The organism is Saccharopolyspora thermophila, assembly GCF_014646075.1.
Classification (GTDB): domain Bacteria; phylum Actinomycetota; class Actinomycetes; order Mycobacteriales; family Pseudonocardiaceae; genus Saccharopolyspora; species Saccharopolyspora thermophila.
Genome location: NZ_BMMT01000001.1, coordinates 146,930 through 161,147 on the forward strand (window position 1 = coordinate 146,930; position 14,218 = coordinate 161,147).

Annotated in this window: 12 protein-coding genes; 10 read left to right on the forward strand and 2 right to left on the reverse strand. The window is 72.3% G+C overall.

Going from position 1 to position 14,218, the window contains the following annotated elements; all coding sequences use genetic code 11:
* The first annotated feature begins 225 nt into the window (after nucleotides 1–225).
* The 3 genes from groL to IEY17_RS00655 all read left to right on the forward strand — a co-directional run bounded on the left by groL (nucleotide 226) and on the right by IEY17_RS00655 (nucleotide 4,867).
* A complete protein-coding gene (gene groL, locus IEY17_RS00645) occupies nucleotides 226–1,854 on the forward strand; it encodes a chaperonin GroEL (protein WP_188984282.1) in 1,629 nt (542 codons plus the stop codon).
* A gap of 109 nt (nucleotides 1,855–1,963) precedes the next feature.
* Nucleotides 1,964–2,635, forward strand: a complete 672-nt coding sequence (locus IEY17_RS00650) for a copper homeostasis protein CutC (RefSeq protein ID WP_188984284.1) — start codon at nucleotides 1,964–1,966, stop codon at nucleotides 2,633–2,635.
* Between the two features lie 219 nt (nucleotides 2,636–2,854).
* Nucleotides 2,855–4,867 carry a glycoside hydrolase family 84 protein gene (locus tag IEY17_RS00655; protein WP_188984286.1) on the forward strand — a complete coding sequence of 671 codons (2,013 nt, stop codon included), beginning with the start codon at nucleotides 2,855–2,857 and terminating at the stop codon, nucleotides 4,865–4,867.
* Between the two features lie 47 nt (nucleotides 4,868–4,914).
* On the opposite strand, the gene IEY17_RS00660 is transcribed toward IEY17_RS00655, so the two are convergent.
* Together IEY17_RS00660 and IEY17_RS00665 are read right to left on the reverse strand one after the other, a co-directional pair.
* Entirely contained in the window at nucleotides 4,915–5,121 is a 207-nt protein-coding gene (locus tag IEY17_RS00660) for a PspC domain-containing protein (RefSeq protein ID WP_188984288.1), read from the reverse strand.
* Nucleotides 5,122–5,191: 70 nt separating this feature from the next.
* Complete coding sequence (locus IEY17_RS00665) at nucleotides 5,192–5,749, reverse strand: suppressor of fused domain protein (RefSeq protein ID WP_188984290.1); 558 nt, start codon at nucleotides 5,747–5,749, stop codon at nucleotides 5,192–5,194.
* Nucleotides 5,750–5,916: 167 nt separating this feature from the next.
* On the opposite strand from IEY17_RS00665, the gene IEY17_RS00670 reads away from it, so the two are divergent.
* The 7 genes from IEY17_RS00670 (at nucleotide 5,917) to IEY17_RS00700 (ending at nucleotide 14,197) form a co-directional block, all read left to right on the forward strand.
* Nucleotides 5,917–6,813, forward strand: a complete 897-nt coding sequence (locus IEY17_RS00670; RefSeq protein ID WP_188984293.1) for an AAA family ATPase — start codon at nucleotides 5,917–5,919, stop codon at nucleotides 6,811–6,813.
* A gap of 49 nt (nucleotides 6,814–6,862) precedes the next feature.
* Nucleotides 6,863–7,996 carry a vWA domain-containing protein gene (locus IEY17_RS00675; protein ID WP_188984295.1) on the forward strand — a complete coding sequence of 378 codons (1,134 nt, stop codon included), beginning with the start codon at nucleotides 6,863–6,865 and terminating at the stop codon, nucleotides 7,994–7,996.
* A 64-nt stretch (nucleotides 7,997–8,060) separates the two neighbouring features.
* On the forward strand, nucleotides 8,061–9,179 hold the full coding sequence (locus IEY17_RS00680; RefSeq protein ID WP_188984297.1) for an XdhC family protein: 1,119 nt from the start codon (nucleotides 8,061–8,063) through the stop codon (nucleotides 9,177–9,179).
* A gap of 124 nt (nucleotides 9,180–9,303) precedes the next feature.
* Nucleotides 9,304–9,870 carry a (2Fe-2S)-binding protein gene (locus IEY17_RS00685; protein WP_188984299.1) on the forward strand — a complete coding sequence of 189 codons (567 nt, stop codon included), beginning with the start codon at nucleotides 9,304–9,306 and terminating at the stop codon, nucleotides 9,868–9,870.
* Nucleotides 9,867–12,299: a xanthine dehydrogenase family protein molybdopterin-binding subunit gene (locus IEY17_RS00690; protein WP_188984301.1), complete on the forward strand. Its 2,433-nt coding sequence runs from the start codon at nucleotides 9,867–9,869 to the stop codon at nucleotides 12,297–12,299. The genes IEY17_RS00685 and IEY17_RS00690 overlap by 4 nt, the downstream gene beginning before the upstream one ends.
* Nucleotides 12,296–13,150, forward strand: a complete 855-nt coding sequence (locus tag IEY17_RS00695; protein WP_188984304.1) for an FAD binding domain-containing protein — start codon at nucleotides 12,296–12,298, stop codon at nucleotides 13,148–13,150. Before IEY17_RS00690 ends, IEY17_RS00695 begins: the two co-directional genes overlap by 4 nt.
* 240 nt (nucleotides 13,151–13,390) lie before the next feature.
* On the forward strand, nucleotides 13,391–14,197 hold the full coding sequence (locus IEY17_RS00700; protein ID WP_188984306.1) for an SRPBCC family protein: 807 nt from the start codon (nucleotides 13,391–13,393) through the stop codon (nucleotides 14,195–14,197).
* The last annotated feature ends 21 nt before the right edge of the window (nucleotides 14,198–14,218 follow it).

Consider the following 14,218-nt stretch of genomic DNA (forward strand, 5'->3'; position numbering starts at 1 on the left):
CCCGGGGCTTCGCTTGCACTCACCCGGTGAGAGTGCTAAACACGGTATTGGCACTCAGCAAGGTTGAGTGCCAGGTCGGGACGGTGAGGCCGTCTCCGGCGGCGCCACGGGGCGGTGCTGCCGAGCGGTCGTCCGTCGCGGGCACCGAGCCTGGCCGAGCACGAGTCCTGCCGTGGGGTGCGCACTCACCACGCGGCGTCCAGACAGGTGGAGGACCACACCGCAATGGCCAAGATGATCGCGTTCGACGAGGACGCCCGCCGCGGTCTTGAGCGCGGCATGAACACCCTCGCCGACGCCGTCAAGGTGACGCTCGGCCCGAAGGGCCGCAACGTTGTGCTCGAGAAGAAGTGGGGCGCGCCGACCATCACCAACGACGGCGTCTCCATCGCGAAGGAGATCGAGCTCGAGGACCCGTGGGAGAAGATCGGGGCCGAGCTGGTCAAGGAAGTCGCGAAGAAGACCGACGACGTCGCGGGCGACGGCACCACCACGGCCACCGTGCTGGCCCAGGCGCTGGTGCGTGAGGGCCTGCGCAACGTGGCCGCCGGTGCCAGCCCGATCGCTCTGAAGCGGGGCATCGAGAAGGCCACCGAGGCGATCGCCGAGCAGCTGCTCAAGAACGCCAAGGAGATCGAGACCAAGGACCAGATCGCCGCGACCGCCGCGATCTCGGCCGGTGACCGCCAGATCGGCGAGCTGATCGCCGAGGCCATGGACAAGGTCGGCAAGGAAGGCGTCATCACCGTCGAGGAGAGCAACACCTTCGGCCTGGAGCTGGAGCTCACCGAGGGTATGCGCTTCGACAAGGGCTACATCTCGCCGTACTTCGTCACCGACTCGGAGCGGATGGAAGCGGTCCTGGAGGACCCGTACATCCTGCTGCTGAGCTCGAAGGTCTCCAACGTCAAGGACCTCCTCCCGCTGCTGGAGAAGGTCATGCAGGCCAACAAGCCGCTGCTGATCATCGCCGAGGACGTCGAGGGCGAGGCTCTGGCCACCCTGGTCGTCAACAAGATCCGCGGCACCTTCAAGTCCGTCGCCGTCAAGGCCCCGGGCTTCGGTGACCGCCGCAAGGCGATGCTGCAGGACATGGCCATCCTCACCGGCGGCCAGGTCATCAGCGAAGAGGTCGGCCTGAAGCTGGAGAACGCCGACCTGAACCTGCTGGGCCGTGCCCGCAAGGTCGTCGTCACCAAGGACGAGACCACCATCGTCGAGGGTGCCGGCGACGACGAGCAGATCGCCGGGCGGGTCAACGAGATCCGCGGCGAGATCGAGCGCTCGGACTCCGACTACGACCGTGAGAAGCTGCAGGAGCGGCTGGCCAAGCTGGCCGGCGGCGTGGCCGTCATCAAGGCCGGTGCGGCGACCGAGGTCGAGCTCAAGGAGCGCAAGCACCGCATTGAGGACGCGGTCCGCAACGCCAAGGCCGCGGTCGAGGAGGGCGTCCTCGCCGGTGGCGGTGTCGCGCTGCTGCAGGCCACCCAGGCCGCGTTCGACGGCCTCAAGCTGGAGGGCGACGAGGCGACCGGTGCCAACAGCGTCAAGCTGGCCGTCGAGGCTCCGCTGAAGCAGATCGCCGTCAACGCCGGCCTCGAGGGCGGCGTCGTCGCGGAGAAGGTCAAGGGCCTGCCCACGGGCCACGGCCTCAACGCCGCGACCGGTGAGTACGAGGACCTGCTGGCCGCGGGCATCATCGACCCGGCCAAGGTCACCCGCTCGGCGCTGCAGAACGCCGCCTCCATCGCCGGGCTGTTCCTGACCACCGAGGCCGTGGTCGCGGACAAGCCGGAGAAGGAGAAGGCGGGCGCTGCGGACCCGACCGGTGGCATGGGCGGCATGGACTTCTGATCCGCGCCGCACGACCGCTTCGAAGGGCCGTCCCCGGATGGGGGCGGCCCTTTGGGCGTGCTGGCGCGCTCGCCCGTCCACCGGCCCGCGCGGCACCTATGGTGCGGGTATGGGCGCGTTGTTGGAAGTGATCGTCACGGGTGCCGGCGACGCGGTGGCCGCGCAGGAGGGCGGGGCGGACCGGCTGGAACTGGTGCGCGACATCGAGGCCGACGGGCTCAGCCCCGATCCCGCGGTGGTCCGCGACGTGCTGGCGGCCACCGACCTGCCGGTGCGGGTCATGCTTCGCGAGGAACCGGACTACACCGCTGACGTCGCGGTGCTGCGGCGGCGGGCGGGGGAGCTGCGGGAGGCCGGGGCGACCGAGTTCGTGCTCGGGTTCCTGGACGAGCACGGCCAGGTCGACGTGGGTGCCACCCGCGACGTGCTGGACGAACTGGCCGGGTGCCCGTGGACGTTCCACCGCGCGGTCGACCACGCGGCCCACCTCAGACTGGCCTGGGACCACGCGGTGTCGCTGGGCCCGGACACCGTGCTGACCGCCGGGGACCCCGAGGGCGTGGACGAGGGGGTCGCCCGGTTGCGTGAACTCGCCGCCCAGCAGGACATCGACGGGGTGACCCTGCTCGTCGGCGGTGGGTTGCGCCAGGAGCACGTGCCCGAGCTGCGCGCCGCCGGAGTCCGGGCGCTCCACATCGGCCGCGGTGCGCGCGGCGCGGGCCGCGGCGGTTCGGTCCTGGCCGACCAGGTCCGCTCCTGGCGAACCCTCCTCGACACCTGACCCCGCCCCGCAGCACCCCGGAAACCGGACCCGACACACCCCCGCGCGTCGGGACGATCTTCCCAAAAATTGGCCTGGAGTTGGGGCCCGGCACGCCTGGGTGTGTCGGGGTGGGTCCGGGGTGGAAGGGGGGCGTGGCTTCTCGCCGTGCCCTGGCAGCGGTGCTGGGGTGTGTGTGATCTCCTGGGAGGAGTCCAGGAGTCACGCGAGGTGGGGGTCATGCTCGGTCGAAACACCCGGCGTCGGTCCGCAGCGGTCGCGGCGCTGCTCTGCGCAGCGCTGGCGGGATGCACCAACACGGTGCCGCAGGTACCCGCGCCGAGCCCGACCGCGCCACCGGCGGAGTCCCTCCCGGCCACCGGCCTACCGCAGGTGACGCCCCAACCGCAGGAGATGAGGCGGCTCGGCGACGACATCGCGGTGCGCGGCAAGGTCGAGGTCGTCGTCGACCCGCTGGTCGACCAGCCCACCCGGGACCTCGCGGTGCAGGTGCTCCGGCTGGCCGGAGCCAGCGACGTGGTGGTGCGCGACCCGGGCCAGCCCGTCGAGGACGCGACCCTGCGGGTACGGATCGGCGACCGCGTCTCGCCGAGCGTGGTCAAGGGCCTGCAGGAGGTCGGCTTTGGCGCGCCCGCCCCGGTCCCGGCCGAGGGCTACGTGCTGGCCGCGCGGGGTGGCAGCGACCCGACGCTGTTCATCGGCGCCTCCGATCCGGCCGGTGCCTACTACGGGGTGCAGACACTGCGGCAGATCGCCTCGCCGGGACGCATCGCCGGGGTCGGCATCAACGACCACCCGTCGATGCCGCTGCGCGGCAGTGTCGAGGGCTTCTACGGCCCACCGTGGACGCACCAGGAGCGCATGGACCAGCTGGCGTTCTACGGCGAGGTCAAGCTGAACACCTACATCTACGCGCCCAAGGACGACCCGTACCACCGCGAGCGGTGGCGGGAGCCGTACCCGGCGGACGAGCTGGCCCGGGTGCAGGAGCTGATCCAGCAGGCCAAGGCGCACCACGTGCGGTTCACCTTCGCGCTCTCCCCGGGCACCTCCATCTGCTACAGCGCCGACTCGGACTTCCGGGCCCTGGTGGCGAAGCTGCAGGCGGTGTACGACGCGGGCGTGCGGGACTTCTCCGTGCCGCTGGACGACATCACCTACACCCGCTGGAACTGCCCGGGCGACGAGGCGAAGTACGGTGCGGCGTCGGAGGGCGCGGCCGGGCGGGCGCAGGCCGAGCTGCTGAACCGGGTGCAGCGTGAGTTCGTCGACACCCACCCTGACGTGGCGCCGCTGCAGACCGTGCCGACCGAGTACTCCGATGTCGAAGACTCGGCGTACAAGTCGGCGATCCGCTCGACGCTGGACCCGCGGGTGCTGGTGATGTGGACCGGGGACGGCGTGATCCCGCGGCGGATCACCGTCGCCGACGCGCAGGGCGCCGCGAAGGTCTGGGGCCGCAAGGTGTTGCTGTGGGACAACTACCCGGTCAACGACTTCGACGGTTCGGTGGGGCGGGTGCTGCTCGGCCCGTACGCCAAGCGCGAGCGGGGGCTGTCCGAGCAGCTCGCCGGCGACATCGTCAACCCGATGAACCAGGCCGCGGCCAGCAAGGTGGTGGAGATCGGCGCGGCCGACTTCGCCTGGAACGACGCGGCGTTCGACCCGCAGCGGGCCTGGCGCGCGGCCGCGGAGTACCTGGCCGGGCGGCGGATGGCGGGGGGTGAGCCCAGCCTGGTGGCCGATCCGGCGACGGTCGAGGCGCTCCTGGTGTTCTTCGACCTGGAGCACATGGCACCGTTGCCCAGCGGACGGCCGTGGCTGGAGCCGGCGCCGGAACTGGCGCGCCGCCTCGACACGTTCCGCGTGAGCTGGTCGACCGGCGACCACGCGACCGCGATCCGGGAGTTGCGTCCCCACGCGCAGGCGATCGCCGACGCGCCGGAGCGCATCCGGGCCGGGGCTCCGGCGGACTTCGTGTCGGACGTGCAGCCGTGGTTGGCCGCCACCGAGCTGTGGGGCGACTCCCTGCTGGCCACGTTGGACGGGCTGCGGGCGCGGGCGGACGGCGACGAGGGGCCGGCCGTCCAGCACTTCACCGCGGCGCGGCAGCTCGCCGAGCGGGCGGAGCAGATCAGCACGGTGCCCAGCGAGGTGCGCCCGCAGGGGCCGGTCAAGGTCGCCGACGGCGTCCTGGACACCTTCATCGAGCAGGCGCCCAATCTCCGCTGACCGGCCTGGCCTGCCCTTCGCCGGAGGCGGACCGCGCGGCGCGCGGGTCACTCCTCGGGGACGATGAGCCAGCAGGCCAGGTACAGCAGGATGCCGGTGCCGAACCCGAGAAGGGTGGCGGTCAGCATGAGGACGCGGACGATTACCGGGTCCACGCCGACCATCCTGGCCGCGCCGCTGCAGATCCCGGCGATCATCGCGTCGTCTCGGCTGCGGCGCAGCGTGCGGACTCGAGTGGTGGTGTTCTCGCTCATGCCCCCAGCCTGCGTCCGGGCGGCGTCGGGCACCTCGGGGCGCAACCCGGAGCGAACCCCGACCCGACCCTCAGGCCGTGCCGGGGCGGTGGATGTCGAGAAGGTTGACGCTGTGCTGCTCCCAGCGGTCATACAGCGCGTCGCGGCCGTAGCGGGCGACCAGTTGCGCTTCGCCGCGGGTGATGGGGATCAGCGTGATCAGCTGGAGCACGGGCTGGCCCGAGTCGTCCAGCAGCACGTCGAACTCGTCGCCGAGGTACGGGTGCGGCGCGGCCAGCGCCCCGGCGATCTCGGTGTCCGGCAGCAGCACCCGGTCGTTCATGATCAACGCGCCGTAGCCGACCCGGCTGTCGGACTCGGTCAGCAGTTCGGCGATCACGCCGGTGAGGTGCCGGGCGTAGCGCTCCTGGGAGGACTGCAGCGTGCACAGGAGCTCCTGCGGCAGCGGGGCGCCCGCGGTGCGGTCCCGGAGTCCGCTGGTCAGCACGGTCACGTGCGCGCCGTCCTCGTGGTCGCAGTAGACGAGGTGGTAACCGCGGTCGCGGCCACCGGCGGTGCGGCTGTCGGCACCGCGCACCCGGCCGATGTGCTTCTCCACGTGGGCGGGGAATCCGCTGAACCGGCTCATGCACCACTCCTCGACTGCCTCCGGAAGCGCGCAGCGCGGGATCGAGCCCGTCCTGGGCGACTCCTTTCGCGATCGTACGGAAGCGAGCGATCGCCGGATCCGCACCCACCGGGACCGCGGGAGGAAGGTGATCGCCCTTCCCGCGGTTGTTCGCATACGCTCGCGGCATGGCGGTGGATGACTCGCTCGACATGAAGTCCCCGGCCGATGTCGCGTCGGCGCTCAACGAGACCGGCTACCTGCCCGACGAGGGCATCGCGACGGCGGCGTTCCTGGCGATGCGGATGCGTCGCCCGCTGCTGTGCGAGGGCGAACCGGGCACCGGCAAGACCGCGCTGGCGCAGGCGCTGGCCAGCGCGCTGGGCCTGCAGCTGATCCGGTTGCAGTGCCACGAGGGCATCGACGCCGCGCAGGCGCTCTACGACTGGGACTTCCCCCGCCAGCTGCTGCATCTGCGCACCCTGGAGGCCGCATCCGGCGGCGACCTGGACGCCGAGGCCGCCGAATCATCCCTCTACAGCCGCCGGTTCCTGCTGGCGCGGCCGCTGCTGCGGGCGCTGCAGGAGTCGCCCTGTGTGCTGTTGGTCGACGAGATCGACCGGGCTGACGACGAGTTCGAGGCGTTCCTGCTGGAGGTGCTCTCGGAATACGCGGTGACCATTCCGGAGTTCGGAGAGGTACGGGCGTCGGAGCCGCCGATCGTGGTGCTGACGTCCAACCGGACGCGCGAGGTGCACGACGCCCTGAAGCGCCGGTGCCTCTACCACTGGCTGGAGCACCCGGACCTGGCGCGTGAGGTGGCGATTTTGCGGCGGCGGCTGCCGGGCCTGGACACCCGGCTCGCCGAGCAGGTCGCCGCGGCCGTGCAGCGGATGCGGCAGATGGAGCTGCTGAAGCCGCCCGGGGTGGCCGAGGCGTTGGACTGGGCTCGGGCGCTGCAGGCGCTCGACCAGGACGAACTGGACACCGAGGTCGCCGCGACGACCCTGGGCGCGGTGCTGAAGTACCGCGAGGACGCCGAACGCGTCCGAGCCGCCGGCGTCCTCGCGACGCCCGAGAACTGAACCGCCGGGTGGGCGGACCGGACGCCCACCCCGCACCCGGAGGGGGCACATGCGCACCGTGACCGGCCTGGTCGGGTTCGCCCGCGCGCTGCGGCACTCGGGCATGGCCTGCGGTCCCACCCGGGTGCAGGCGTTCCTCGACGCCGTCGAGCACGTCGGTCTGGACGACCGCGACGCGGTCTACTGGGCCGGGCGTCTCACGCTGTGCTCCGACCCGGACGACGTGCCCCGCTACGACGCGGCCTTCGACTGCTGGTTCGGCGGTGCCGCGCTGTTGACCGAACCCCCGGGCCACGCGCTGCCGCGTCCGACGCGCATCGCCGCGCTCGCCGGCACGGACGCCGCGGGCGGCGGCGAGGACGCGGACGAGCCGCTGGCCGCGGCCGCCAGCGACGCGGAGGTGCTGCGTCGCCGCGACCTCTCCGAGCTGGGCGACGCCGAGCGCGAACACCTGCGCCGCATGCTCGCTGTGCTGCGTCCGGAACCGCCGTCCCGGCCCGCGCTGCGCCACCGGCGCAGCAGGCGCGGCGCGCTCAGCTCCCGCGACACGCTGCGCGCCATGCTGCGCTCCGGCGGCGAACCGGTGCGGCTCGCGCGGCGGCGCCGCTCGCGTCGTCCGCGCCGCGTGGTGTTGCTCGTCGACGTGTCTGGTTCGATGAGCCCGTACGCCGACGCGCTGCTGCGCTTCGCGCACGTGGTGGTGCGGCGTTCTCCGGGCAGCACCGAGGTTTTCACGCTCGGCACGCGGATGACGCGGGTGAGCAGGCAGCTGCGGCAGCGGGATCCGGAAGTCGCGCTGGGCGCGGCGTCGCGGGCCGTCCCGGACTTCTCCGGTGGCACGCGGCTGGGCGAGACGCTGCGGGTTTTCCTGGACCGGTGGGGCCAGCGCGGCGTGGCGCGCGGCTCGGTGGTGGTGCTGTTCTCCGACGGCTGGGAACGCGGCGACGCCGCGGAACTCGGCGACCAGATGCGGCGGTTGCGCCGGCTGGCGCGGGCGGTGATCTGGGCCAACCCGCACGCCGGGCACGACGGCTACCAGCCGGTGCAGTCCGGAATCGTGGCGGCCATGCCGCACGTTGACCGGATGGTGGCGGGGCACAGCCTGAGGTCGTTGGAGGACGTGTGGTCGTGGGTGCGGCGCCTCGCGCAACCCGGCGCCGACCCGGTCGGATCCCGGAGTTGACCGGCGTCCCCGGAGCGAGTGGGACTGCCGCGCTGGACAGGCGCAACAGGAGCGGAGGTGCGCTGTGCGTGACGTACTGGACGAGTTGACCAAGCGGTGGGAGGCGGGTGAGGCCGTCGGGCTGGGCACCGTGGTCGGAACGTTCCGGTCCGCGCCCCGGCCGCCGGGTGCGGCGATGCTGGTGACCAGCGGTGGCGAAGCCGTCGGCAGCGTCTCCGGCGGCTGCGTCGAGGGCGCCGTCTACGAGGAGGCCACCGGCGTGCTGCACGGCGCCCCGCCGGTGCTCCAGCGCTACGGCGTCAGCGACGACGACGCCTTCGCCGTCGGCCTGACCTGCGGCGGGATCATCGACATCTTCGTGGAGCGGGTGGACCGGGAGACCTTCCCGGAACTCGACGTGGTCGCCGCCTCGGTGCGCGCCGAGGAACCGGTCGCGGTGGCCACCGTCGTGGAGCACCCGGACGCCGAGCGGGTCGGCTCGCACCTGCTGGTCTGGCGCGAGCGCACCAGGGGCGGGCTGGGCTCGGAGCGGATCGACGCGGCGGTCACCGACGACGCGCGCGGCATGCTGGCCAGCGGGCGCAGCGGCGTCATCGAGTACGGGCCGGAGGGTCAGCGCCGTGGTGAGGGACTGAAGGTGTTCGTGAACTCCTTCGAGCCACCGCCACGCATGCTGGTGTTCGGCGCGATCGACTTCGCCGCCGCGATGGCTCGCATGGGCGCGTTCCTCGGTTACCGCGTCACGGTCTGCGACGCGCGCCCGGTGTTCGCGACCCGCAGCCGCTTCCCCGGGGTGGACGACGTGGTCGTGGACTGGCCGCACCGCTACCTGGCCGCCGAGGTGGAGGCCGGGCGGGTCGACGAGCGCACCGCGGTCATGGTGCTCACCCACGACCCGAAGTTCGACGTGCCGGTGCTGGAGGTGGCGCTGCGGCAGAACCTCGGCTACGTGGGCGCGATGGGGTCCCGCCGCACTCACGACGACCGGCTGCGGCGGCTGCGGGAGCAGGGTCTGACCGACGCGGAGCTGGCGAAGCTGTCCTCGCCGATCGGCCTGGATCTCGGCGCGCGGACCCCGGAGGAGACCGCGGTGTCCATCGCGGCGGAGCTGATCGCGTTGCGCTGGGGTGGTCGCGGAGTGCGACTGTCTGAAGGCGAGGGGCCGATCCACCATCACCCGTGAGCGCGCTTGCCCGCGTCCGGTCGGCGTAGCAGGCTCTACCAGAGTGACGCCCGTCACCCAGGCGGAGCAGTCCGATCCCGATCGTCCGCGCACGCGGGCCAGCGTTCCACCACGAGGAGGCGCAATGCCGCGCATCACCGTCAACGTGGACGGCACACGGTTCACCGATGAGGTGGAGCCGCGCATGCTGCTCGTCCAGTACCTCCGCGAACGTCTCGGCAAGGTAGGCACCGTCGTCGGTTGCGACACCAGCAACTGCGGGGCCTGCACCGTTCACCTGAACGGGCACAGCGTCAAGTCGTGCTCCGTCCTGGCGGTGCAGGCCGACGGGCACGACGTCACCACCATCGAAGGACTGGCCCAGGACGGCCGGCTGCACCCGCTGCAGCAGGCGTTCCACGACAACCACGCGCTCCAGTGCGGGTTCTGCACCCCCGGGATGATCATGCAGGCCCTGGACCTGCTGGCCGAGGTGCCCGACCCCGACGAGGAGCAGGTGCGGGAGGGTCTGGAGGGCAACCTCTGCCGCTGCACCGGCTACCAGAACATCGTCCGTGCCGTCCGCGACGCCGCGCAGCGCATGAAGCCCGGCGCCGGACCGGCGGTGGAGCACACCGAAGACACACCGGTACCCCGCACACCCGCGGACGAGCACGCCCAGGAGAAGGTGACGGGAGGTCGGCAGTCATGACATCGGTCCTGGAGCCCGAGCTCGGGCGCGCCCGTCGGCGCAAGGAGGACGCGCGGCTGATCACCGGCCGCACCCGCTGGACCGACAACATCAACCCCCCGGGCACGCTGCACCTGGCGATCCTGCGCAGCCCCGTCGCGCACGCCCGGATCCTCTCGATCAACACCGAGCAGGCCCGCCAGATGTCCGGCGTGGTCGCCGTCGTCACCGGCCGGGACGTGGCCGACGAGCAGGGCAGCCTGCCGTGCGCCTGGCCGATCACCGAGGACATGAAGGCCCCCAAGGCCCCGCCGCTGGCGGTGGACGAGGTTCGCTTCGCCGGTGAGGCGGTGGCGGTCGTCGTGGCCCGCAGCGCGGCCGAGGCCCGCGACGCCCTGGACGTCATCGACGTCGACTACGAGGACCTGCCCGTCGTGCTGGACATGGAGGCGGCGCTGCGGGACGACTCTCCGCTGGTGCACGAGGACATCGGCACCAACCGCAACGCCACCTGGACGTTCGACTCGGCGCAGGCCGGCACCGGCGGTGACGTGGAGCAGGCGCTGTCCAGCGCCGAGGTGCGTATTGACCGGACGTTCCGGCAGCAGCGGCTGATCCCGGCGTTCATGGAACCCCGGTCGGTCGTTGTCGACCCGACCGGCGAGCAGATCACCATGTGGTCGGCCACCCAGGTGCCGCACATCCTGCGGCTCATGCTGGCCATGACGCTGGGCGTGCCGGAGCACAAGATCCGGGTGATCGCACCGGACGTGGGCGGCGGCTTCGGCGGCAAGCTCCAGGTGACCCCGGAGGAGGTCATCGTCTTCCTGCTGGCCCGCCGACTGGGGCGGCCGGTGAAGTGGACCGAGACGCGTTCGGAGACGATGGTCTCGGCGCACCACGGCCGCGACCAGATCCAGAAGCTGTCCCTGGCGGCCCGCCGCGACGGCACGATCACCGGCCTCAAGGTCGAGCTGCTCGCCGACATGGGCGCCTACCTGCGGCTGGTCACCCCGGGCGTGCCGATTCTCGGCGCGTTCATGTTCAACGCCATTTACAAAATCCCCGCCTACCACTTCAGCTGCACCAACGTCTTCACCAACAAGACGCCCACCGACGCCTACCGCGGCGCGGGCCGTCCGGAGGCCACCTTCGCCATCGAGCGGATGATGGACGAGCTGGCGCACGAGCTGGGCATGGATCCGATGGAGGTGCGGCGGAAGAACTGGATCAACCACGACGAGTTCCCGTACACCACGGTCGCCGGGCTGACCTACGACTCCGGCAACTACGAGGCGGCGACCGACCGGGCGATGGAGCTGTTCGGCTACGACGCGCTGCGCGCGGAGCAGGCTGAGCGGCGCCGCACCGGCGACCCGGTCCAGCTGGGCGTCGGCATCTCGACGTTCACCGAGATGTGCGGGCTGGCGCCGTCGCGGGTGCTGGGCTCGCTGTCCTACGGCGCCGGCGGCTGGGAGCACGCGGCGATCCGCGTGCTGGCCTCCGGCAAGGTCGAGGTCGTCACGGGCTCCTCGCCGCACGGGCAGGGCCACGAGACGGCGTGGAGCCAGATCGTCGCCGACCGGCTCGGGGTGCCGTTCGAGGACGTCGAGGTGCTGCACGGCGACACCCAGGTCTCGCCGAAGGGCCTGGACACCTACGGGTCGCGGTCGCTGGCCGTCGGCGGCATGGCGGTGGTGGCCGCGGCGGACAAGGTCATTGCCAAGGCCAAGCGGATCGCCGCGCACGTCCTCGAATGCGCCGAGGACGACGTGGAGTTCACCGCCGGGAAGTTCGGGGTGCGCGGCACCGACCGCGGTGTCTCGCTGGCCGAGGTGGCGCTGGCCGCGTTCGCCGCGCACGACCTGCCCGAAGGGGTGGAGCCGAGCCTCGACGCGGAAGCGACCTACGACCCGGAGAACTTCTCGTTCCCGCACGGCACCCACCTGTGTGCCGTCGAGGTGGACACCGAGACGGGACGGGTGAAGATCCGCAGGTACGTCTGCGTCGACGATGTCGGCACCGTGATCAACCCGCTGCTCGTGGAGGGCCAGGTGCACGGCGGGCTCGCGCAGGGCATCGCGCAGGCGCTGTTCGAGGAGGCGGTCTACGACGAGAGCGGCACGCTGACCACGGCGACGCTGGCCGACTACCTGGTGCCGTCCGCGGTGGACCTGCCCGAGTTCGTCACCGACCGCACCGAGACGCGCGCGACGTCCAACCCGCTGGGCGTCAAGGGCGTCGGCGAGGCGGGCACCATCGCCTCTACGCCCGCGGTGGTGAACGCGGTGGTCGACGCGTTGCGGCCGATGGGCGTCAACGATGTGGAGATGCCGTGCTCGCCGCAGCGCGTGTGGCGAGCCATCACCGGTGCCCGCCCCAGCGGGGCGACCGCGCCGGAGGCCGGTGGAGGACTCGGTTCGATGGACGCCCAGGGAGGTGCCCGGTGATTCCCGCCCAGTTCGACTACGTCGCGCCCGCCACGGTGGAGGAGGCCGTCGCCGCGCTGTCGGAGGCCGGGGAGGACGCCAAGGTGCTCGCCGGCGGGCAGAGCCTGCTGCCCGTGCTGCGGATGCGGATGGCCGACCCGCAGCTGGTCGTCGACCTCGGCCGGATCGCCGCGCTGCGCGGCGTCCGCGACGACGGCGACGCGGTGGTCATCGGCTCGATGACCACGCACCACGACGTCATGCGCGACCCGCTGGTGCAGCAGCACCTGCCGCTGATCGCGCTGGCCACCCGAACCGTCGCCGACCCGCAGGTGCGGCATCGCGGCACCTTCGGCGGATCGCTCGCGCACGCCGACCCGGCCGGTGACCTGCCGGCCCCGGCGCTCGTGCTCGACGCCGAGATGGTGCTGGCCGGGCCGTCCGGGCAGCGCTCGGTACCCGCCGCGGAGTTCTTCGTCGACTACTTCACCACCGCCCTGGAACCTGGGGAACTGCTCGTCGAGGTGCGCATGCCGAAGTGGACCGGCTGGCGCGCCCACTACGAGAAGTTCAACCGGGTCGCGCAGGCGTGGTCGATCGTCGGCGTGGCCGCCGCGGTGCGTGTGGACGACGGCACCATCGCCGAAGCCCGCATCGGGCTGACCAACATGGGGCCCACGCCGATCCGGGCGGCCGGCGTGGAACAGGCCCTGGTGGGGCAACCCGCGACGGCGGACGCGATCCGGGCAGCGGCCCGGCACGCCGCCGAAGGCACCAGCCCCACCGCCGACTCCAGCGCGGACGTGGACTACCGGCAGCACCTCGCCGAGGTGCTGACCGGTCGCGCCGTGCTGGCCGCCGCGGGAGTCTGACGGCATGTGGGTGCGCGACCCCGGTCGCGCACCCACACCCCGCGGTGATCCGAACGGGGTACCCGCGAGCCGTGCGGGCTGGGAAGCTGGTGGTGGACTGCTCGGGAGGACCACGACGCCGGGGCGGGAATTTTCCGGGGCGCACCGGCGTCGGGTAGGGCGGCCAGCCCGCGGGCAGCCTCGAAGAACAGCGGCCCTGAAGTCGGGGGCCGAGCTCGGTCGAACCAGGAGGACCCTCCAGTGCAGATGCAGCACCAGTTCAGCGTTCCGGTGCCGGTCGACGTGGCGTGGCAGGCGCTGCTCGACCCAGAGCGGGTCGCCCCGTGCATGCCCGGCGCCACGCTCACCAAGGCCGAGGGCAACGAGTTCTCCGGCTCGGTCAGGGTCAAGCTCGGCCCGGTCACCCTGCTCTACAAGGGCACCGGCACCTTCAAGGAGGTCGACGAGTCGGCCCGCCGCGTCGTCATCGACGCCAGCGGCAAGGACTCGCGGGGCAGCGGCACGGCCGCCGCCACCGTCGTCGCGGTCCTCAAGGCCGAGGGCGACACCACGGCCGTCACCGTCGACACCGACCTGAAGGTCACCGGCAAGCCCGCCCAGTTGGGCCGTGGCCTGATCTCCGAGGTCGGCGGCAAGATCCTCAACCAGTTCGCCGCCAACCTCGCCGCGCAGCTCACCCAGGAGCCCGCGGCGGCCGCCGAACCCGCGGCGAAGCCGGAAGCCGAGGCCAAGCCCGCCGAGGCCAAGCCTGCCGAGGCCGCGAAGGCGGAGGCGAAGCCCGCCGCGGCCGGAGTCGAGGCGGCGGAGGCGAAGCCGAGCTGGCGGGTCACGCCCGCCGGCGGCGAGTGGTCGAGCACGGCGAAGGAGGAAGCGTCGCGCCGCGCGGACGCGGTGGTGACCGGCAGGCCGACGCCGTCGGACGAGGCGATCGACCTGCTCGGCACGGCCGGTGCCCCGGTCCTCAAGCGCCTCGCTCCGGTGGCGGTGGGGGTGGTGGTCCTGCTCCTGCTGATCCGCCTCATCCGACGCCGCCGCGCCCGCTCCTGACCGCTCGGGGGCCCGAAGAAG

Coding starts and splice junctions, on each gene's coding strand:
- groL (WP_188984282.1), top strand. CDS start 226: ATGGCCAAGATGATCGCGTTCGACGAGGACGCCCGCCGCGGTCTTGAG.
- IEY17_RS00690 (WP_188984301.1), top strand. CDS start 9,867: ATGACATCGGTCCTGGAGCCCGAGCTCGGGCGCGCCCGTCGGCGCAAG.
- IEY17_RS00665 (WP_188984290.1), bottom strand. CDS start 5,749: ATGAGCCGGTTCAGCGGATTCCCCGCCCACGTGGAGAAGCACATCGGC.
- IEY17_RS00670 (WP_188984293.1), top strand. CDS start 5,917: ATGGCGGTGGATGACTCGCTCGACATGAAGTCCCCGGCCGATGTCGCG.
- IEY17_RS00675 (WP_188984295.1), top strand. CDS start 6,863: ATGCGCACCGTGACCGGCCTGGTCGGGTTCGCCCGCGCGCTGCGGCAC.
- IEY17_RS00650 (WP_188984284.1), top strand. CDS start 1,964: ATGGGCGCGTTGTTGGAAGTGATCGTCACGGGTGCCGGCGACGCGGTG.
- IEY17_RS00685 (WP_188984299.1), top strand. CDS start 9,304: ATGCCGCGCATCACCGTCAACGTGGACGGCACACGGTTCACCGATGAG.
- IEY17_RS00655 (WP_188984286.1), top strand. CDS start 2,855: ATGCTCGGTCGAAACACCCGGCGTCGGTCCGCAGCGGTCGCGGCGCTG.
- IEY17_RS00660 (WP_188984288.1), bottom strand. CDS start 5,121: ATGAGCGAGAACACCACCACTCGAGTCCGCACGCTGCGCCGCAGCCGA.